The 19,947-nt window shown below is 46.0% G+C and carries 16 protein-coding genes and 1 pseudogene; 5 read left to right on the top strand and 12 right to left on the bottom strand.

The window, feature by feature from the left end; genetic code table 11:
- Window positions 1–23 precede the first annotated feature (23 nt).
- Entirely contained in the window at window positions 24–467 is a 444-nt protein-coding gene (locus ACNFN4_RS13835) for a YfmQ family protein (RefSeq protein WP_017419101.1), read from the bottom strand.
- 125 nt (window positions 468–592) lie between these two features.
- Window positions 593–1,975: an N-acetylglucosamine-specific PTS transporter subunit IIBC gene (gene nagE, locus ACNFN4_RS13830; RefSeq protein ID WP_017419100.1), complete on the bottom strand. Its 1,383-nt coding sequence runs from the start codon at window positions 1,973–1,975 to the stop codon at window positions 593–595.
- Between the two features lie 164 nt (window positions 1,976–2,139).
- On the opposite strand from nagE, the gene map reads away from it, so the two are divergent.
- From map to ACNFN4_RS13810, 4 genes are all read left to right on the top strand, one after another.
- A complete protein-coding gene (map, locus tag ACNFN4_RS13825; protein ID WP_014417181.1) occupies window positions 2,140–2,889 on the top strand; it encodes a type I methionyl aminopeptidase in 750 nt (249 codons plus the stop codon).
- 56 nt (window positions 2,890–2,945) lie between these two features.
- Window positions 2,946–3,257, top strand: a complete 312-nt coding sequence (locus ACNFN4_RS13820; protein WP_014417180.1) for a DUF3243 domain-containing protein — start codon at window positions 2,946–2,948, stop codon at window positions 3,255–3,257.
- Between the two features lie 82 nt (window positions 3,258–3,339).
- The gene (locus ACNFN4_RS13815) at window positions 3,340–3,495 is read left to right on the top strand and encodes a hypothetical protein (RefSeq protein ID WP_003155608.1); all 156 of its coding nucleotides are present in this window, start codon (window positions 3,340–3,342) and stop codon (window positions 3,493–3,495) included.
- 178 nt (window positions 3,496–3,673) lie between these two features.
- A complete protein-coding gene (locus ACNFN4_RS13810; RefSeq protein ID WP_003155609.1) occupies window positions 3,674–3,808 on the top strand; it encodes a YflJ family protein in 135 nt (44 codons plus the stop codon).
- Window positions 3,809–3,848: 40 nt separating this feature from the next.
- Here ACNFN4_RS13810 and ACNFN4_RS13805 read toward each other — a convergent pair whose 3' ends face one another.
- Window positions 3,849–4,508 carry an MOSC domain-containing protein gene (locus tag ACNFN4_RS13805; protein ID WP_104679045.1) on the bottom strand — a complete coding sequence of 220 codons (660 nt, stop codon included), beginning with the start codon at window positions 4,506–4,508 and terminating at the stop codon, window positions 3,849–3,851.
- A gap of 67 nt (window positions 4,509–4,575) precedes the next feature.
- On the opposite strand from ACNFN4_RS13805, the gene ACNFN4_RS13800 reads away from it, so the two are divergent.
- A complete protein-coding gene (locus ACNFN4_RS13800) occupies window positions 4,576–4,848 on the top strand; it encodes an acylphosphatase (protein ID WP_015239384.1) in 273 nt (90 codons plus the stop codon).
- On the opposite strand, the gene nosA is transcribed toward ACNFN4_RS13800, so the two are convergent.
- From nosA to ACNFN4_RS13755, 9 genes and pseudogenes are all read right to left on the bottom strand, one after another.
- On the bottom strand, window positions 4,842–5,933 hold the full coding sequence (nosA, locus tag ACNFN4_RS13795; RefSeq protein WP_020955496.1) for a nitric oxide synthase: 1,092 nt from the start codon (window positions 5,931–5,933) through the stop codon (window positions 4,842–4,844). The genes ACNFN4_RS13800 and nosA overlap by 7 nt on opposite strands.
- Window positions 5,934–6,056: 123 nt before the next feature.
- Window positions 6,057–6,851, bottom strand: coding sequence for an MBL fold metallo-hydrolase (locus tag ACNFN4_RS13790; protein ID WP_020955495.1), 795 nt, complete (start codon window positions 6,849–6,851; stop codon window positions 6,057–6,059).
- Window positions 6,852–6,902: 51 nt separating this feature from the next.
- Entirely contained in the window at window positions 6,903–8,201 is a 1,299-nt protein-coding gene (locus ACNFN4_RS13785) for a citrate:proton symporter (protein ID WP_007408485.1), read from the bottom strand.
- Between the two features lie 192 nt (window positions 8,202–8,393).
- Window positions 8,394–9,355, bottom strand: a pseudogene (locus ACNFN4_RS13780) (tripartite tricarboxylate transporter substrate binding protein).
- Window positions 9,356–9,367: 12 nt separating this feature from the next.
- A complete protein-coding gene (locus ACNFN4_RS13775) occupies window positions 9,368–10,048 on the bottom strand; it encodes a response regulator (protein ID WP_020955493.1) in 681 nt (226 codons plus the stop codon).
- Window positions 10,045–11,649 carry a sensor histidine kinase gene (locus ACNFN4_RS13770; protein WP_104679044.1) on the bottom strand — a complete coding sequence of 535 codons (1,605 nt, stop codon included), beginning with the start codon at window positions 11,647–11,649 and terminating at the stop codon, window positions 10,045–10,047. The genes ACNFN4_RS13775 and ACNFN4_RS13770 overlap by 4 nt, the downstream gene beginning before the upstream one ends.
- 242 nt (window positions 11,650–11,891) lie before the next feature.
- Window positions 11,892–12,545, bottom strand: coding sequence for a class A sortase (locus ACNFN4_RS13765; protein WP_014417171.1), 654 nt, complete (start codon window positions 12,543–12,545; stop codon window positions 11,892–11,894).
- Window positions 12,546–12,652: 107 nt separating this feature from the next.
- Entirely contained in the window at window positions 12,653–18,562 is a 5,910-nt protein-coding gene (locus ACNFN4_RS13760; protein WP_448200257.1) for a SpaA isopeptide-forming pilin-related protein, read from the bottom strand.
- 181 nt (window positions 18,563–18,743) lie between these two features.
- Entirely contained in the window at window positions 18,744–19,820 is a 1,077-nt protein-coding gene (locus ACNFN4_RS13755) for a response regulator (RefSeq protein WP_104679043.1), read from the bottom strand.
- Window positions 19,821–19,947 lie beyond the last annotated feature (127 nt).

The raw sequence follows: 19,947 nt of genomic DNA, 5'->3' as shown, positions 1-19,947 counted from the left end.
TCAATGATCTGGCTTTTTTATGTTCAGCTCCCGGCAGCGGCCATAGAGCGCTTTTGCAGGCTGTCGGAAAGAACTGAATAAGCGACGACTTTCTTTTTCTGCTGTTTGACGACATCTACATGATCTTCGTAGCTGTATACAAACACCGTCACATCTTTTTTTCCTTTTCTCGTCTTAATGACAAGCGGATCGGCTCCGTTTTGCGGATGAAGATAACGCTCTTCATCCCCTGGGTATATATAATGCCGTTCGATAAACACGGCATCGTTAAAATCATCAATCACCCGGCGTTTGTCTTCGCCTTCCAGACGTTTTCCGCCGAGGGAAACGGCAGCGGACGCGTCACTGAGCTTTGAATGGGTTTCAAACTTGCGGAGAATCCATTCCACCGCTCCGGTAGGAAGGCATGTCAGCAAAATCTTAATCAGGCTTATGACAACAATTGAAACAACTGCAATCCATGTCACCTTACATCATCTCCATACTTGTTCTACATGAATCTTAACATAGAAGAAAACATTGTTTTTTGTACATTATGTGAAACTTGATATATGTTCAAAAAAATCCGGATCACATAGGTGATCCGGATTTTTCAAGTCTGCTTCTGGTCGTCACGGCTGACGGCTTCTCTCAGCTCTTCCGCGACAAATTCGACGTTCGGCCCGATAATGACCTGCGCCGTTTTATTCCCCGTTTTGATAACCCCTTTTGCTCCCGCTTTTTTAAGCGCCGCCTCATTAATGAGAGACGTATCCTGCACGGTCAGCCTGAGGCGGGTCGCACAGTGATCAATCGTTTCGAGGTTTTGCCTGCCGCCGAGCCCCTTGAGCATGGCATGTTCTTCGACGGAACCGGCCGTATCTTCACTAAGCACTTCTTCCTCTTCCTCATCATCTTCCCGTCCCGGCGTTTTCAAGTTTAACGTTTTGATGAGCATATAGAATACGACAAAATAGATCACCGCATAACAAAGCCCGACAACGAGCAGCAAAAGCGGTTTTTCGGCAATGCCGTAGCTGAGGAGATAATCGATCGCCCCCGCCGAGAATGAAAAACCTGACCTGATTCCGAGAACATTCACGATAAATAAAGAGAACCCGGTTAATATAGCATGAACCCCGTACAAAAGCGGTGATAAAAACATAAATGCAAATTCAATCGGCTCTGTAATTCCGGTAATAAATGCCGTCAGCGCGAGACCGATCATCATTCCGGCCGTCGCTTTGCGCTTACTTGGCTTAGCCGCGGCAATCATTGCCAGACATGCAGCCGGAAGCCCGAACATCATAATCGGGAAGAATCCCGTCATATAAGTTCCCGCCGTCGGATCCTTCGCAAAGAAGCGGGCCAGATCTCCCGTTTTTCCGTGAAAATCGCCAAACTGGAACCAAAAAATATTATTCAGCACATGATGAAGACCGAATGGAATCAAAAGCCGGTTAAAAATCCCGTAAATCCCGGCGCCGATCCCGCCAAGCCCGATCATCCATTCCCCGAAGGACGTAATCACCGACTGAATCGGCGGCCACACAAATCCGAAGATCCCCGCCAAAATAATGGTAATCAGCGCCGTTACAATCGGAACGAGCCTGCGCCCGCTGAAAAACCCGAGATATTCGGGCAGCTTCGTATCCTTAAAGCGATTATACGTGTATCCCGCAATTAACCCCGCGATAATCCCTCCGAAAACGGCCATATTATTTGTCGAATTGATTGATTTTACAGCCGCGTCCAGCATGATATAAGAAATTGCTCCCGACAGAGCGGCGGCCCCGTTGCTGTCTTTGGAAATCCCGATCGCGATTCCGATCGCGAAAATCAGCGGCAGATGATCAAATACCGCGGTCCCCGCCGCGTAAATGAACGGAATATTTAATAAGTCCTCTCTGCCGATGGCCAAAATAATACCAACGGCGGGCAGAACGGCAATCGGAAGCATAAATGATTTTCCGAGTTTTTGCAAAAATTGAAGCATTTTACCCATCCCCCTTCTTTTTTCTTAAATATACCACATAAGTTATCTAGTGATCTATACCAATTTTCCTTCATTTATTCACATAAGGCTTGTTGGTTTTCTATTTATAAACCAGTTGTGGTAAGCTTGAATCAGATGATTAAAAATAGAAAGCGGGAATGACAATGATTGTAACGAACGATCAAGAATTAGAAGGCCTGAAAAAAATCGGCAGAATCGTCGCGCTGGCGCGTGAAGAAATGAAGAAAAAAGCCGAGCCCGGCATGAGCACGAAAGATCTTGACCTGATCGGAAAGGCGGTGCTTGACGAGCACGGAGCCGCTTCCGCTCCGGAGAAGGAATACGATTTCCCGGGCGTGACATGCATCAGCGTAAATGACGAAGTCGCTCACGGCATTCCGAGCGCCTCTAAAATCTTAAAAGCCGGAGATCTTGTAAATATCGATATTTCGGCGGAGTTCGGCGGTTTTTATTCCGATACGGGAATTTCATTTGTGCTCGGAGAAGGCGATGAACGTCTGCAAAAGCTTTGTAACTGCGCAGCATCCGCATTTCAGAAAGGATTGGATCAGGCAAAAGCCGGCAAACGCCAAAACCAGATCGGCAGAGCCGTCTACCATGAAGCCCGCTCCAACGGATTTACCGTCATTAAAACGCTGACGGGCCACGGAATCGGCAGAAACCTCCATGAAGCGCCGAACCACATCATGAATTACTACGATCCGTTTGATAACGCGCTTCTTAAAAACGGAACCGTGATCGCGCTTGAGCCGTTTATTTCCACGAAAGCGGAAACGATTGTTGAAACGGGAGACGGCTGGACGTATAAAACGCCGGATAAAAGCCTTGTCGCCCAAGTGGAACACACCATCGTGATCACAAAAGACAAACCGATTATTTTAACTGCATTGTAATGTTTCATCTCCCTCCCAAACAGGTATACAACAACTAACCCGAAGGAGGGAGACGCATGAAAAAAGATAAAGAAAAAATCAAAATCGAAAACGAAATACACGCCATGCACGGCGTAACGAAACAGCAGATTTTAGAGGATTTCGAGGAATTTAAGGCGTACCTTCATCAGAAAATTTCCGCCGGAAAAAAACTGGGTCTGGATGACAGCAAAATCATCAAAAGCGCCGCCATCCTCGGGGACTATCTCGCCAAACACGAGGAGCCCCGCAATGCGGAAGAAAAACTCTTACAAGAACTGTGGGCCATTGCGGATGACAATGAAAAACAGCATTTGGCCCAGCTTCTCGTCAAACTTGCCGGACACTGATACAGTGCCCGGCTTTTTTATGCCCCGTTATAAGAGTTATGCTACACTGGACATATGTCTGTGAAAGGAGCCATTTTTCAACATGTGGTTTATTATCTTCGGGTTTATTTTCTTTATTGAAAGCATCATTCTCACCGTTTACGGGGTGAAGAAAAAGAAGGGGATGCTGATTTATTTCGGCGTCGTTTTCGGAATCATGACACTCGGAACGGTGCTGTTAAAATTAACCGGCCATTAAGCATGAAAAGACCGCCCTTTACATATATATGTAAGAAAGCTTTACATCTCTGAATCGAAAGTCTCAGTTTTTGTGTTATCCCTTTTCAGCGTCTTTTTATAGATGTTACAATGCCAAAAGTTTGGCAAAAACTGAAGAAACCTCCCCAGCGGGAGAACGGAGAAAGGAGTTTTCTGACATGCATTATGGCAGTAAAGGCTGGTATGTAGAAGAGTTAAAGAAAAAAGGAATTACCCACTATGAAGGAAGAAAGCTTCAAAGCTTCAAAAAGTACTTCCTTGCCAATCTGCTGGAAACAAAAAAACAAGCATAACGTAAATCAGCCGTGCTGTCAGTGCAGCACGGCTTTTTTTCTATACATTCCTGAGCCTGTCCCTTTTTTTAAGGAAGGACTCCCTCCAGCTTTCTGACAGCGCTTCTTCCCGCAGTATTTCTTCAATCGCTGACAGATTGCCGGAATCACGATATTTCACTTCATTCGCATACCAGACGGAAATGCTTTCTTTGCCTCTCGACAGACGCTTGAGGACGGGACGCGGATCGACATATCCTTCTTCAAGCACCCTGAAATAAAAGCCGGTAAATCCCGTCTGCTGTACACGGAGCACCATATCTTTGATGCCATATTTGAGCGCGAGTTTGACGCAGGGCTGGCGCGGCTGGCTTACTTGAACGACGGCTTCCCCCAGCTGAAAGACGTCTCCGATCCACACGTCTTGTTCGGCAAGTCCTTTGACCGTTACATTCTCCCCGAACGCGGCGGCGGGAAGTTTTCTCGCGAGCGTTGTTTCCCAATATGAATAATGCTCGGCGGGATACACGCACACCGCTTTATCGGGGCCTCCGTGATGCTTCAAGTCGGCTTGCCCGTCCCCGTCAAAATGGGTTTTATACAGCATGACGGGAGAATCTGCGGGCCGCTTTATGATGCCGGAATTGATTTGTCTGCCGGCAAATTCATGAATTGCGGGCTTTCCGAGATTGATAGATAAGACAGAATAGTCTTGCGTCACCTCGTTCACATCCTTTGCGAAATCTCATATCTTTCCTTTATCATAGTAAGAAAAAGGTGGTTTTTCCATGCTTCAATATCATATGATTGCAGACGGCCGGGTTCAGGGCGTAGGTTTTCGCTACTTCGTCCAGATGGAAGCCGACAGACATAAGGTAGCCGGCTGGGTAAAAAACCGTGATGACGGCCGGGTGGAAATCCTTGCCGAAGGTCCTGAAGAGTCGTTAAAACAATTTGCCGAAGCAGTCAGAAAAGGCAGCCCCTTCTCAAATGTCACAGGCGTAACCATCGAAGAATCACACCGTCTGAAAGGGTACCGCACTTTTACCATCAGTTACTGATAAGGCTTGTCCTGATAATAATAATTCGGCTTCACAATCGTATTGTCATATGATTTATGGAAAATGTGGGTGGAAGCCGGCGAGATCGGCGGAATCAGCCAGGTCCAGTCGCCCGTCAGCTTTCTGCCCGCGTCTTGTTCCTGTTCTTCAAAGCGTTTAAATTGATTCGCCGCCGTATGGTGATCGACAATGCTGACACCGTGTTTTTTGTATGAATAGAGCACTGCCTTATTCAGTTCCACCAGCACCTGATCTTTCCACAGGTCGGTATTCAGGCTGGCGGAAATCCCCATGACCGCAGCGGCTTTTTTGAGCATATCATACCGTTTTTCGTCAGCAAGGTTCCTTGCGCCGATTTCGGTTCCCATATACCATCCGTTAAAAGGCGCCGCGTTGTACGACAGCCCGCCGATTTCAAGCCTCATATCGGCGATAATCGGAACCCCGTACCATCTGAGATTTAAATCGGCAAACTCTTCAATATCCGGATGGGTGATCGGCACTTCTTTCACGAGCGTCTGAGGCAGGTCATACCAGACCGGCTGCCCGTCCCCTTTCATCCGGAAAAGCAGCGGCAGAATATCAAAATCGGTCCGCTTCCCGCGCCAGCCGAGTTTTTCGCAGACAGCCGTCAGCTCATATGATGCCGGATCACCGACTCTTCCTTTTTCAGTCTCATATCCCGCATAGCGGATGAGCTGGTGATTCCAGATCTCCACTTGTTTTTCCCCATTCTTCTCAGGAGGGAAAATCGTAATCGTCGGTTTAATTTTTCCGCCGTTCGTGGCGATTTCAATATGTTCAAATAATGCGTCGCGCACCTCTTCTTTCGTTTTCACACCGCGCCGGTCAATGACGTTCAGCGATTGCCAGAACAGACGCCCGATACAGCGGTTGCTGTTGCGCCACGCCATTTTCGCCCCGTGTTCAAGCTCTTCCGCCGTATGGACGTAACTCCCCGTCCGATCTATCTCATCTTTTATCGCGTGTAGTCGCTCGTTGATTTGCGATTCCATTCCGAGTTCCTGATAGCAGACATCAATAAAATCCTTCGCCTCATCCCAAAGTATTTCCGTATGTTTCAAAAAACTCTCTCCTTCAATTTACATCTGTTTCCCATTGTATCGTTTTTAGGTGTGAACACAATGGTTTTTTTGTATCATACTGGAAACTGCAAAGAAAAAACACCTGTGATGTTCGCAGGTGTTTTACAAAACGGAATGCAGTTTTTCAGCCAGTGTAAGCAAATCCTCACGGTAGTTTTTTCCCGTCATCGGAATTCCGTGACCCGTCAAAAGCGCTTCCGGCTCCAGTTCGGCCAATTTCTCAACGGATGCGGCCGCCGTCTGCGTATCCGCTGTAAAATAGGCGGGCGGCCCGTGAAGCTCTTGCTTTTGAATGACAACGTCCGCAAGCGATTCCTGTTCCACAGTGATCACGGCATCACCGGCAAGCAGAACGCGGTCTTTATCCCGGAATAATGAAATATGGCCGGGTGTGTGGCCGGGCGTATGCACCCATCTCCATTCTTCAAGAAACGGAACGGTACCGTCTGAAGGCAGTGCCTGAACGGACGGAATGCGGATCGTATGGCGCGGAAACAGCGGTGACAGCTTTGCGACAAGCCCTTTTTTCGCATCGGGCCTGGCAGGCGGATAATCCGCTTTCCCCGTGACGTACGGGAGCTCCTTTTCATGAATATAAACCGGCACATCCCAAAGCTCAAGCAGCTCTTCAATCGCACCGACATGATCAAAATGGCCGTGTGTCAAAATGACCGCCTTCAGCTGATACCCCTCTTTGAATCGGCGTTTCATTTCTTCTGTTATCATCTCCGCCGATTGAGGCATTCCCGCGTCAACCAGAATGATTTCCCGCGGAGCTGAGGGATTTTCGATAAAGTAAACATTCGCAATCTGCACGGTCAGTCCGTAAACGCCGTCCGCCGCTTTAAAACCGGCGCCGCTTCTCACTGAAAAAAGCGGCATAAACGGATCACTCATCATGGCACCTCCTCTGATGCCTTTAGTGTGCGACGAACCGGGTGTTTTATGTTAAAAAATCGTGATTGCGCCGATGATGAGCGCAAAGGCCGTCATGACGATAACGGCAAGAACCGCCCATTTCATCGCAAATTTCTGGTGTTCATCAATGGTGACCCCGGCAAGCCCGACTAATAAATGCGTCGACGGCACGAGCGGGCTTAACATATGAATCGGCTGGCCGATAATCGAAGCGCGGGCGATTTCCACCTTATCTACACCGTACGCCACGGCGGTCTCGGATAAAATGGGCAGCACGCCGTAAAAATAGGCGTCATTAGGCATCAGAAACGTAAAGATACCGCTCGTTAAGGCAACAATCGCCGGAATAAAACCTCCCATCTGTTCCGGAATAAGCGATACGAGGGAAATGGCCATTTCATCAACCATCTTCGTCCCCGTTAAAATTCCGGTAAACACGCCTGCGGCAAAAATCATCGAACCGATCGCAAGCACATTGCTCGAATGGGCTGAAATACGCTCCCTTTGATCGTTAAGCTTCGGATAGTTGACAATCAGCGCGATACAAAACGCAATGATGAACAGCACGGTTAAATTCACTTTTCCTGACACTAAAAATCCCACTAAAGAAAGCGTTAACAGTAAATTGAACCACCACAGTTTCGGCCGCCTCCATTCATCTTCCGCAGCCGCAGCCGTTTCATTTGTATGGGACGGCTGCTTTAATTCGATCACCCCGAGCCGTTTTCTTTCCATCCTTCCGAGTACATAAGCGACCACAATCATACACACCATTCCGCTGGCAATGACAGGCAGCATCGGCCCCGTCAGCTCTGCCGGGTCAACGCCGAGCGCACTCGCCGCACGCGGCGTCGCGCCGCCCCATGGTATCGTGTTCATGATGCCCATGCCGACACCGGCGATTCCCGCTAAAATAATCGGACGGATTCCGAGCATGATATACAAAGGCAGCATTGCGCTTGTCGTAATCATATACGTCGTTGAGCCGTCTCCGTCCAGTGCGACAAGCATGGTCAAAACGGCTGTTCCGACTACAATTTTGAGCGGGTCGCCTTTAACCAGCTTTAAAATACGCGACACCATCGGATCAAATAAACCGGTATCAATCATAATGCCGAAATAAAGAATCGCAAACATAATCATGACTGCAATCGGCGCCACCTGTTCAATCCCGGAAATCATCATCTCGCCGACCCGGTTAAAAGAAAACCCGGCAAACAGCGCAAACACGATCGGCGTTAATACGAGCGCCGTTAACACTGAAAGCCGTTTTGTCATAATCAGTACCATAAAAACAAGCATCATAAGAAAGCCTAAGATTGCTAACACAGTATGTCCCCCTTATCATGAATACGCTTACATTTTAAAGGCCCGATCCCCTTTATCCGCCTTTTTGCTATCTTATGAGAATTGGATATTGAAGTAAATATTTTGGATTTTAAAGATTTTTAATTTTTTATAACCTTTTCGTTCATTTTGTTCATTTATAAATAAAAAGCCTCCCGCAAATATGCGGAAGGCTTATTTTTCGCTGCTCATCATCTCTTTATAAAACTCGGTCTGCTCTTCTAAAAAGCGTTTTGCGCCGCTGCTGTTTTTATAAAAGCTCTCCCAATCCCGTTTTTTCAACATTTGCTTCCACTCCGCGGATGAGGTAATCTGTTTCAAAGCCTGATCCCAATAGGCGATCTCGCCTTCGGTCATGTCTTTCGGCCCCATGATGCCTCTCAGTGCGCAAAGACAAACGGCACCCCCTGCTCTTTCCATGTCGGCACATCGCTGTAGCCGGAGAGCCTTTTGTCCGACGTAACGGCCGCCAATGTGATTTTCCCTTTCCGATAGGCGTCTCTCGCTTCTGAAATGGTCATTGAGGCGGCGTCTATCTCGTGGCTGATAAGAGCTTCAATGACTTCATTGCTGCTCCCGTATTGAAAAAAGCGGATATCAAACGGAGAAATTCCGGCCATTTCCGCCGCTCTCGCAAAGGAGAGCTGGTCATCATTTCCGAGGCCGGGCGCAAATCCGATTTTTATGCCGCCCGGATGTGCTTTAATATCGCCGAGCAGCCGCTTTCCGCTTTTTATCTTTGAATCCTTCGGAAGAGCGACGGTCTGCCACTCTTTTGCGATAATGGCCAAAGGCGTAAAATCAGCTGCCTTCAGCCGGCTTTGTCCCAAAATTTCATTGCTTAACAGCAGGCTTGAATTCATACTGATGACATCCGTTTTTCGTTCGTTTACATATTTCCAGCCGCTGTCTCCGCCTCCGCCGGGTTTATAGACGATCTTTACGGGCCGGCCTAATATTTGCTTCCGCTCTATTACCGATTGCAAAGCTTTTGCCGTTACGTCCCAGCCCCCTTGAGGCGCTGCCGGGACGACAATTTCAACCGGCCCTTCGGCTGAACGGATGCCCGCCATCTGCCGTCCGTCAAAAGAAACCAGCGCCGCCAGCATGACAAGATGCACTCCCAACCGCTTCATTTCTCCCATCCCTTATTCATGTGCTAAATAATATTTCCGTTCCGGCCTGCCGATAATGCCGTACTCTAATTCAGCGAGCGCTTCTTCCTGAGAAACGAGAAACTCGGCGTAGCGCCGCGCCGTTGTTCTGGAGGCGCCCATTTTTTCGCCCAGTTCTTCGGCCGTCATCCCTTTTTGGGCTGCCCTGAGCGCGTTTTTGATTTTTTGAAGTGTAATCGAATTAATCCCGGTCGGCAGATCATTGAGCTGTTTTTGTTCTTTCTGACCGCTTCCGAAAAACATGTCGATAACGGACTGGCTCAGCTCCGGCTGTGAGCGCAGCCATTCTCTTTTTTCACGGTACTGCAAAAGCACTTCTGTAAATTTATGTGCCGACACCGGCTTTATGACATAGTGGAAAACGCCTGATCTGAGCGCTTCCTGCAGCAGTCTTGTTTCGGCAGAAGCCGTAATAATGATGATATCAACAGAAGGAAAACGGCCGCGGATAAGGGGAAGCAGATCTGTTCCCAGCTCATCCGGCATATAAATATCCAAAAGCAGCAGATCAGGCTGCCGTTTCTCAAGCAGCGATATGGTGTCTTTGGCATTGATTGCTTTACCGATGACATTGAATCCATCAAGATGTTCGATAAATTTTTCGTGAATTTGCGCTATTCGAAAGTCGTCCTCTGCAATCGCGATGTTAATCACACCGATTCCCCCTTTGGCGTTTCTTTCGGTATAAACACCGTAAATACGGCACCGCCGCTCTTTTGCTGCGAAATCTCTATCGATCCCTGCAATTCACTGACGGCTTCTTTCAGATTGGCTAAGCCGTATCCTCTCCTCGTCCCCTTTGAAGAGTAGCCCTTTTCAAATATCGTTTCTGTTTTTTCCTGAGGCACGCCGTCTCCTGAGTCCGCCACTTCGATGACGATATCCCTGCCGATATCGGTCATAAAAAAGGCGACCTCTTTTTTCTCTTTTTCGGCGACGGCTTCGAAAGCGTTATCAATAAGATTTCCGATGATCGTAATGAGCTGGGATGAACCCACATGCTCCGGCAGCGATTCTAAAAAGCTGTTTTCATCTATTGAAAGCTTCACTTTCTTCTCAGACGCCTTTCCCATTTTTCCTAATAGTATGGCCTGAACCCGCTGTGAATGAATGTTTTGAAAGAGGATTTCATGCTGTTCATTCTGGATGGCGTACTCTTCTTTTATCAGTTCAATGGCTTCATTATATTCTCCCAGCTCTAACAGACCGAGGATCGCGTAAAGCTTATTCGAGAATTCATGCGTTTGCGCCCGAAGATCCTCTGAGTATTTTTTCATTTCAGTCAGCTTGTTAATCAGTTTCTTGAGCTCTGTTTTCTCCCGGAAGCTGATCACCGCTCCGTATACTTGTCCGGTCTGCTTCATTTCTTTCACGTTTAAGATAAATACTTTATCTCCGGCACGCACCTCCACGTTCGGCGGTAATTCTCCCCCTGCCAACACCGGCATGAGATTTGCGCCCGGCATGATTTCTTTTATATGCCTTCCGATCATCGGTTCCGGAAGATTCAGCATATCAGCCGCAGATAAATTCATCATGGTTACCGCGCCTTCTTTGTTTACGGCGATAATCCCTTCTTTAATCGCAAGGAGCATCGCATTGCGCTCCCTGTACAGTGCTGCAATTTCATGCGGTTCAAGGCCGAGTGTATCTTTACGGATGCTTTTTGCGAGCGCCGCCGCTCCCCCGATGCCGATAAGAAACACCAAACATGCAAAATAGCCTAAATGCCGCAGATGCGCTTTCATATCTTTTTCTATCTCATCTTGTAAAAACTCGACTGTCACCGTTCCGACGACTTCGTTATGATTTTTTTCCTCCAAAATAACCGGGGCGCTCCCCCGGACAGCCTTCATTCCGTCGGAAACCGGTGACCCGCCGAACATGACGGTTTTATTTTGCAAATTTTGATTTTCTTTCGGAATACTGCTTCGGGCCGAATGAAATGCAACATGCCCTTTTTGATCAGTAATGTAGACGGCGTGCGCGCCTGCCTGTTCTTTCATTTGTTCAATGACGTCTAACTTTGTAAAAGCTTCTTGATCCGCAAGCCGGAATGCCTCTTTTACAGGAGGCATGTATGAAATGGTTTTTGCCGTTTGCACCGCCAGCTGTTCAGCCTGCTTCTGGCCTTCCTTTAATTGCTGAAAGGCAAATATAACAGTGAGCGTCCCGATGACAAGTATTAATAAAGCCGTGATTAATCCGGCGATTTTCATTTGCAGAGAGACATAAAACCGCTTCGCTTCCAACACAGCACCAGCCGTCCTTTCCTCCTAAAATCATACCACTTTTTAAATCTTTGTTTCTCATTTTTGAGAATTTTCGTGATCTTTTTCTCTTGTCATTTCTTTCAAAAAGTGCAGTCTGGTATAATTTCCCTTAAGAGAGATAAGAAGGATGAACTTTTTATAATCGATGCGCAAAAAAAAGACTGACAGAAGCCAGTCTCGGGATGTTTAACAACGGACATATATTCAGTTGACAAAGTGTTTCTCTATGATGGCCGAGATACATTTGAATGACCGGAAATATCAATCAATTTTCCTTTGACGGCCAGGCGCCCTTCGGTTCTTACCGCTTTGTCGCATGTGATTAATGTAATCTCTTTATCTTTTGTCTCCTGAATTGCGTTTGCTTCTATTTCTGAAATCATGGTTTTTGATGTTACAGAATAAATATAGTCTTTTCTAAAGTCGGTCATCACGATTTTCGCGCCTTTTTTTATGTGTAAAAGAGGGCCGAACAATAGGTTCTCCTGCTTCAGATGGTGGCCTGCCAACGGGTAGTTTCCCTCGCCCATTTTCTGATCCGGACGCATAGTTGCCGCGCCGATCAGCAGGTTTTCATTGGTTGTGCCTTTTAAAATCGGAAGGTCTAAATCGATGCTGCTGATGGTTATCCGTCCGATTATCGGTTTTGGTTTGCGATTAAAACTTGACTGAACTGTTTCACTGAAACCGGGCGGATGAATGGATTCAAAATCATAGTCCGCTTTTTTCATGTTATTTTTCCGCGCTTGTTCTGCGGTCAATTCCGTTTCAATTTGGCTTTTACTGAGGTACGCGATCAAACAGCCTTTCATGAGAGGAGAGGAAATGAGAAGCAGCCCGGACAAAATAAGAACGGCAATGATCATTTTTTTAACCATGAAGAAAATTCCTTTCTTGTACGCCATGCGGTGAGTATTTGGTGAGAAATGATTCTCTTTTTAAAAAAGCACCTGATCGATTCTTACATGATCAGGTGCGATAACGTCTATCTATTCCTTGCTTTCTTCTTTCTTGATACAACAGCCGCGGCTCCGCCGGCTAATAGCAGCAGAATACCGGCCGTGACCGGCATCATACCGTCCGTATCACCGGTTTTCGGCAGGTTTTTTCCTGTATCCGAGTGATTGGTTTTACCATTGGTATCAGGGTGATGCCCGCCTTGATTCGTTTGATGATTCGGTGTGTCTTTCCCAGGTGCGGGATTTTTTAATTTCTTATTAGAAACGACGACCTCAACGGCTTTTGACTGTCCTTTTTCAATTGTGAATTCAATTGGTTTTTCGTTCAGCTGATAACCGTCAGGCGCTTTTGTTTCGATAAATTGATACTGCCCGGGCGCTAATCCTTTCACCGTAAACCGGCCCTTTTGATCCGTCTTCCATACCGCCGGCCGTTCTTTGCTGCCGCCGGTGTTTACCGGATGTCCGGAAGAATCCGTGATCTTGAATTCAGCACCTTCCAGCACCTTATTTTTATCGTCATGATCCACTTTTGTCAGTGTGACATCACCAGGCGTCAGTGTATTCTCCGCACTGATTTCGACTGGTTTTATGTCGGTATTTGTGATCTTAAATGATATTGGCGTTTGATCCAAACTGTAAAGTTCAGGCGCTTTTGTTTCGATAAATTGATATTCGCCCGCTTTCAGTCCCCGTACAATAATTTGTCCGTGCTCATCTGTCGTCAGACCCTCTGTCAGTACTTTGCCGTTTGCATCTGTCAGATTAAACTTCGCACCTTGCAGGACTTTCCGTTTGTCACCTTGATCCAATTTTGTAAGAACAACGCTGTTCTTGATGTTAACTGCAGTCAGGGCAGCCTGATTCGGTTTTCCGCTGTTCTCAGCCTTAATCGTAAACGGCACAGGGGTTGTTGACAGCAGATAACCATCCGGCGCTTTTGTTTCAACAAATTGATAGTTTCCGGGCGCCAAACCTCCGGCGTCAATTTTGCCGCCTTCTTTTGTCATCAGATCGTCTCTTACGGTTTTTCCATCACTGTCAATGATTTTAAATACTGCACCGTCTAAAACGTTTCCGTCTTGATCCTTCTTGATCAGCTGGACAGAGCCTTGATAGTTGACAAAGGTGCCGGCGTCAGACGGCTTCGGCTTTCCTTCCGCTGTTTCTGAGATGGTAAACTCTTTTTTCTCCGTATTTAACACATAACCGTCGAGTGCTTTCGTTTCAATGAAGGCGTAATGCCCCGGTGCAAGGCCGGATGTTTCTACTTTTCCATCTTTATTGGAAATCAGATCTTCTTTAACCGTTTTTCCATCACTGTCGATGATTTTGAAAACTGCGCCTTCAAGTTTCTTGCCTTCCGCATCTTCCTTCGTCAGCCGGACAGAGCCTTTATAGTTGACGGCCGTTCCTGCGTCAGACGGATTCGGCTTTCCTTCCGCTGTTTCTGAGATGGTAAACTCTTTTTTCTCCGTATTTAACACATAGCCGTCAGGTGCTTTCGTCTCAATGAAGGCGTAATGACCCGGTGCAAGGCCGGATGTTTCTACTTTTCCGTCTTTATCTGAAACCAGATCTTCCTGAACCGTGTTTCCATCACTGTCGACGATTTTGAAAACTGCGCCTTCTAGGTTCCGGCCGTCCGTATCTTCCTTCGTCAGCCGGACAGAGCCTTTATAGTTGACGGCCGTTCCTGCGTCAGTTGACTCCGGCTTTCCTTCCGCTGTTTCTGAGATGGTAAACTCCACTTTCTCCGTATTTAACACATAACCGTCAGGCGCTTTCGTTTCGATGAAGGCGTAATGACCGGGTGCAAGGCCGGATGTTTCTATTTTTCCGTCCTTTTCTGAAACCAGATCTTCCTGAACCGTTTTACCATCACTGTCGATGATTTTGAAAACTGCGCCTTCAAGATTCCGGCCGTCTGCATCTTTCTTCGTTAAAGCGGCTTTTCCTTTATAATTCACCATTGATCCCAATTCAACATCAGGTACTTGATTCTTTTCGTTCTTTGCGATTGAGAAGTGAATGGCTTTTGTGTTTACGATAAACCCTGACGGGGCTTTCGTCTCCATCAGCCGATAGTATCCGGCGGGCAAACCGTTGATCTCAACTTTCCCATTTTTATCGCTTTCAATATTATTTTTTATCAGAGTATAGGTGCCGTCGCTTGATTTTTTCTCAAGCTTAAATACAGCACCGGCCAAAGGATTATTGTTTTCGTCTTTTTTGATAAGCGTCACCTTATTTTTTTGATTTATGACTTTATAGAGTGCTCCTGCTGCGGAGGATTTGCCGTCAATCGTAACGGAGACCCCGTTTACATAGGCATCGCTGATGGTGTAGCCGTCCGGAGCTTTTATTTCTTTCAGTACATAGGTTCCGTAACGGATATTCCCAAACGCAAGTTTACCGGCATCGTCTGTTGTGCCCGTACGCAGCAGCTGCTTGCCGTCTTTAGACCATAATTGAAAGCCGGCTCCTGAAAGAGATGTTCCGTCTGATCCTGTTTTAGATATCGTCAGGCTTCCCTTCTCTCCTGATCCTGAGCCGCCGCCGCTTGAAATGGCGACAAATACTGAGCTGTTGTTCTCTTGGGTCTGCTCCTCAACATTTGTCCCTGATATCGACACTTTGTTGCTGACCTGACCGCTGCTGCCGGAAATATTAATGAGAGAACGATATTGTATGACATACGCGCGGTCGATTTGTTTATAACTGCCGGTAAAGGTGAGGACAAATGATTGTTCACCGGTGGCATTGTCAGTTTTTATATCTAGTTTATAGTCCTTATCTTTTTCAAGCTTCACATCACCCGGAATAAGATTTCCGCTGCTGTCTTTCATAACGCCGTTCTCATTATATTTTGCTTGATATACTTTAAAAGAATCTTCATCTATTATTTGATTCTCATCCGGGGTGTCTTTGACTTTTACGTCATCCAGTGTCGATTGGCTGGCATTGACATTAATGTTCCAATCGATATTGTTTCCGTTCTGCTTGCCGCCTTTCGAAATCAGGTTTCCTCCGTTTGCGATGGAAACTGAACCCGTCAGCGTTCGGTCTGCATGGTCATTATTAAAGTACTCTGCTTTGTTTGTGTATTGATTCTGTTTGATGACCTGGCCTTTTAACGACGTTTTAAATTCAATCAGGTATGGTAAGGCGTCATCAGTTTTGAGACGTACGATTAACGTATTTTTGTTGCCGTCTGACGGCTCTTCTATTTCATATTTTGAAGAATCCAGCGCCTCTCCTTCAGTGATGGAACCGTTTTTGCTGATGGTATACGTTTTAACAGCAACCGACCCATGCAAAAATTGCTGACCATCTGTGATCGTATCTTTTATATAAGGATTTTTTGAAGGTTCGCCATTGTAATTGATGCCGACTTTCCATGTGATTTCTTTTGAAACGGCGTTGTATGAGCCGTTTTTGAATCCGTTATGGGACGTCTGATTGTTCGGTGTGAAACCGCTTGATTCCTTATTTGTGCGTTTGCCGCCGTTTTTATCCGTCCATGTCGACTCCGCCGTATTCTTAATGGGTTCGTTTGAAAAGTCAGCGTTGAATTTTGTCGTATACGTGATCTTAAACTGACTGTTTGTTTCTGCATAATCCCCGATCAATGCTATTGTAAAGCCTTGATTTCCGGGTTTTTTTGTTAATGTATAGTCTGTTCCTTCTTTCAGCGTTTTGTTATCAGTCGTGTCTTGCATGTGAAATGAATCGTCAATGAGCGCCAGGCCTCCGCTGGTGAATTGATCATCCAGCGTCCAGTCTTTCATTGTGTAACCGTTTTTGTTAACTGTGATTGTCCAATCAACCGTCTTCTTCTCATAGTCTGCATTTGAATAATTTTTGATCAGATTCTGCTGAATGGCAGTTCCCGGAGTTTCCTTTGATTCCCCTGTATCTGTCACTGCTGTGTTGGTGTATTTGACAGGACTGTCAATAATGACCCCATCGTTGACTTGAGATTGATAAATGATCTTATATGCTCCTGTGACACTTTGCTTGAATTTTATTTCAAAACCGTTCCCGTTATCAGTCAGCGTATAATCCCCACCCTCTTTTAATGGGGCGCCCTCTTGTTCGCTGCCGTTCTGGCTGAATGTAATCGGAAGGACTTTCAATGAACCGGGAACAAGATGCAGATCGTCTGATCCGAACGTATCCTTGATGCCGGCTTTGGATTGATCAATCTTTTTCTCACCGTAGTTGTACATAACAGCCCAGCTGAACGTTTGGGATTCTCCTTTATAACCTGTCGAAGATTTTTCTATCATTTTTCCGTAACCCGCTGTTACGGAAGCTTCCGCAGAAATCGGCTCCGCATTGTCTCCGCTGAATGCCGCCTTGTTTGTCAGCGTGATCTTTCCGCCTTTACCCGGCTTTGCCGCATCTTTAATTTCTGTGTCATATATGAGCCGGTAGGCTGAATCGATCGTTCCGGCGAAGGTGACACTACCGTTTTCGCCAACGGTATAACCTGAAGTTATCTCATTTCCCTGACTCACCGAACCGTCAATATTCACATCGAGTTCATACACTTTCACAGATCGGAAAGTCAATTCGTCCGGAAGGCTTTCAGTCAATTTCGCATGTTTAACTTCTTCTTCTTTTTTATTAAGATCAACCGTCCACGTTACCTTTCCGGGATTAATACCTTTATCCAATGACCCTGATTTCTCAATGGTTTTATTGACATTCGGTTTAAAATAAACCGTTACGTCCGGCGTATCAGAGTTAACCGGAAACTTAATCTTTTGTGTGGTTGATCCTTTTATTTCTTTCTGATTGAATTGGGTGTTTACATACAATGACCCCTTGACGTTAGAATCTTCTTTTACCTCGCCGTTAAACGTCATGATGACATGGCCGCTCGTATTAATGGAAAAAGTTCCGTACGTACTATCGCCGTTGGTCAATGGCTGGTTCGTAATGTCATTATGCATGATAAATTCTTTAGGCAGATCAAATTCATATCGATCACCGTCGTTTATTGTTTTTCCCAGCTCATTCGGAATCGCCCATTGAATGGTGATATTTGCCGGAGAGTTCGTATTCGCAGGGTTGTTTTTGTCATATGGTTTTCCTTTTTCATCCGTCAATTTCACATCAGTTAAAATATTTTGCGTAATCCGGCTTCCGCCTGATTGAAGGCTTTTAGCGGCAGATTTGCTTGTAATCACCATTTTTGATTGACTGCGTTTAGCAGAAGGTTTTGATTTCGTTGTCTGTTCTGCTTTCTCCCCGCCGCCTGCAGATGCTGACTTTTTCTCTGTCTTTTCCTGAGGTTCAGCAGGTGTTGAAGAGGTGTTTTTTTCTGTATCGGAATCCGTTGTTCCGTCTTTCTTCACAGGGATTAACACCTGCTGGGTCTTGCCGGCATCCAGTTGAAAAAGAGCTTTTGCCATTTTCGTCTCATCTGTTATGTCGGGAGTAAACTTCGCCGACAGTGTAATGACGCCTTTGGCATTCCCGGCATCCGCTTCAGCATCGTTCACTTTCACTTCCAGCGTGCTGCTTTTTGCTTCAGCTTTATATATACCGATCACCCGATCAGCTGATGTCAGCTCACCTTCGGCATCGTTATCTAATGTAAAACTTTCCGGAATCTTTAAGGTGGTATTCCGGTCACTTGCATCTTCCTTGTGTTTTAGTGACCATTCGTATGTCAGTGTCACTTTATCTCCCGGTGCTAAAGCGGGCTCACTGGCTTTTGATCCGTCAACGGTCTGCTGTCTGCCGTCTTTGACTGTAACTGAATCAAAGAACCCGCTCTCGCTTTGTTGTGATCCGGAAGCGGCTGCGATCGGAGTAAAGCTGACAACTTGGCTGAAGATGAAAAACAGCGTGAAGCATGAAATCAATGCCGCCCTCAGCCTTTTGCTTTTTTTCTGGCTGAACGAAAAGTTCCTCACTCCCAATGTCTTATTCCTCCCCTTTTATATAGACTTACGTTCGAACAAGCCGGTAAGCATGGGATTCTCCTTATCCGAACCAAACTACATTGTATGAAATCGGCCTATACAAATTCTGTACATGGGGATCATTTCAGAAATAGCGCACAAAAAAAGACCGGCATCAGCCGGTCCGGTCATTCAATCGTCAATTGATTTTATCCTTCAATTGTTTATAGCGTTCGTATTCCTTTATCGCCTCTTCTACCTTTCCCAGTTTATTAAATAACTGCAGTTTGTATTGTATAATTTTATCGTCACCGGGCTCTATTTTCTCAACCTGCAGGCAAATGTCCATCGCTTGATGATCATTCTTCTCTTGGATGAGAAAACCAATCAGTTCGTACGCTTTGCTGAGCCACAGATGGGCCAGACGCGCTTTTTCCGGCTCCGCCCACAGATAGCCATTCTCCATGAGATAATGGTTCTCATATGACATGACAATGTCCATGTGCCGGGTTAGTGCAGCTGCGCTGAGCGGAGGAGCCTCTTTTAATGTTTTTTCCCATTCAACTGTATCAACCTTTACCCCGGAAAGCCGGAGAATGTATCCTATATCGGTATTTTCTATTGATTGGCTGAAGGGCAGCTGACCGATTAATTTCCGTATCTGATATATTGTCGAATAGAGCTGGGTGCTTGCTTTTGATATATCATAAGCAGGCCAAAACATTTCCATCAGCATGTCTTTACTGACCGTGCGCCCTTGATTAAGAAGTAAAAATGCATACAGTTCACGGGCTTTGGATGTTCTCCACTTGACTGTTATGTATGTTTTGACACCATTTACCGATTGATAAAAGTCCAGGTTCCCAAAACATTGTATAACATAATCCGTCCCGGTATTCTCGTCTGCCGTCCTGAGTTTTTTATTCATTCGGATTCGCTCAACAGTTGTCAGCAGCCGGGCATGGTCAACCGGTTTTAAAAGATAATCGACAGCATTTAATTCAAACGCTTTGATCGCGAATTCATTATAAGCGGTGATAAAAATAACTTGGATATTTTCATTGAGCTCCTGAATCGATTCAGCAAGCTCAATACCGTTTATCCCGGGCATTTCAATGTCAAGAAACACCGCATCAGCTTCTGAAAGCTCCGAATGCTCCAGAACTTCCGCCGGATCTTGAAACGTTATAATAGATTGAAAGGCGTTTGTCCGCTCAAGCATACGATTAAAATGAAGCAATGCCAGTTCCTCATCATCCACAATTAACGCTTTCAAACCGCATCCCACCCGTCAATATAGATATCTGAAAATAATTTCAATTATACCATGTCTAACGCCCTATATAGTTGGATTCTTTTTCTTTCTCTTGTTGTATTATAAAGTTTGTGATTACAATATTTGT

It is taken from the genome of Bacillus sp. N1(2025), assembly GCF_053470005.1.
The sequence above is the reverse complement of the archived record's forward strand: the minus strand, read 5'-3'. Positions and strand labels throughout refer to the sequence as shown.

Coding starts and splice junctions, on each gene's coding strand:
- nagE (WP_017419100.1), bottom strand. CDS start 1,975: ATGCTTCAATTTTTGCAAAAACTCGGAAAATCATTTATGCTTCCGATT.
- map (WP_014417181.1), top strand. CDS start 2,140: ATGATTGTAACGAACGATCAAGAATTAGAAGGCCTGAAAAAAATCGGC.
- ACNFN4_RS13820 (WP_014417180.1), top strand. CDS start 2,946: ATGAAAAAAGATAAAGAAAAAATCAAAATCGAAAACGAAATACACGCC.
- ACNFN4_RS13815 (WP_003155608.1), top strand. CDS start 3,340: ATGTGGTTTATTATCTTCGGGTTTATTTTCTTTATTGAAAGCATCATT.
- ACNFN4_RS13810 (WP_003155609.1), top strand. CDS start 3,674: ATGCATTATGGCAGTAAAGGCTGGTATGTAGAAGAGTTAAAGAAAAAA.
- ACNFN4_RS13800 (WP_015239384.1), top strand. CDS start 4,576: ATGCTTCAATATCATATGATTGCAGACGGCCGGGTTCAGGGCGTAGGT.
- ACNFN4_RS13790 (WP_020955495.1), bottom strand. CDS start 6,851: ATGAGTGATCCGTTTATGCCGCTTTTTTCAGTGAGAAGCGGCGCCGGT.
- ACNFN4_RS13765 (WP_014417171.1), bottom strand. CDS start 12,545: ATGGTTAAAAAAATGATCATTGCCGTTCTTATTTTGTCCGGGCTGCTT.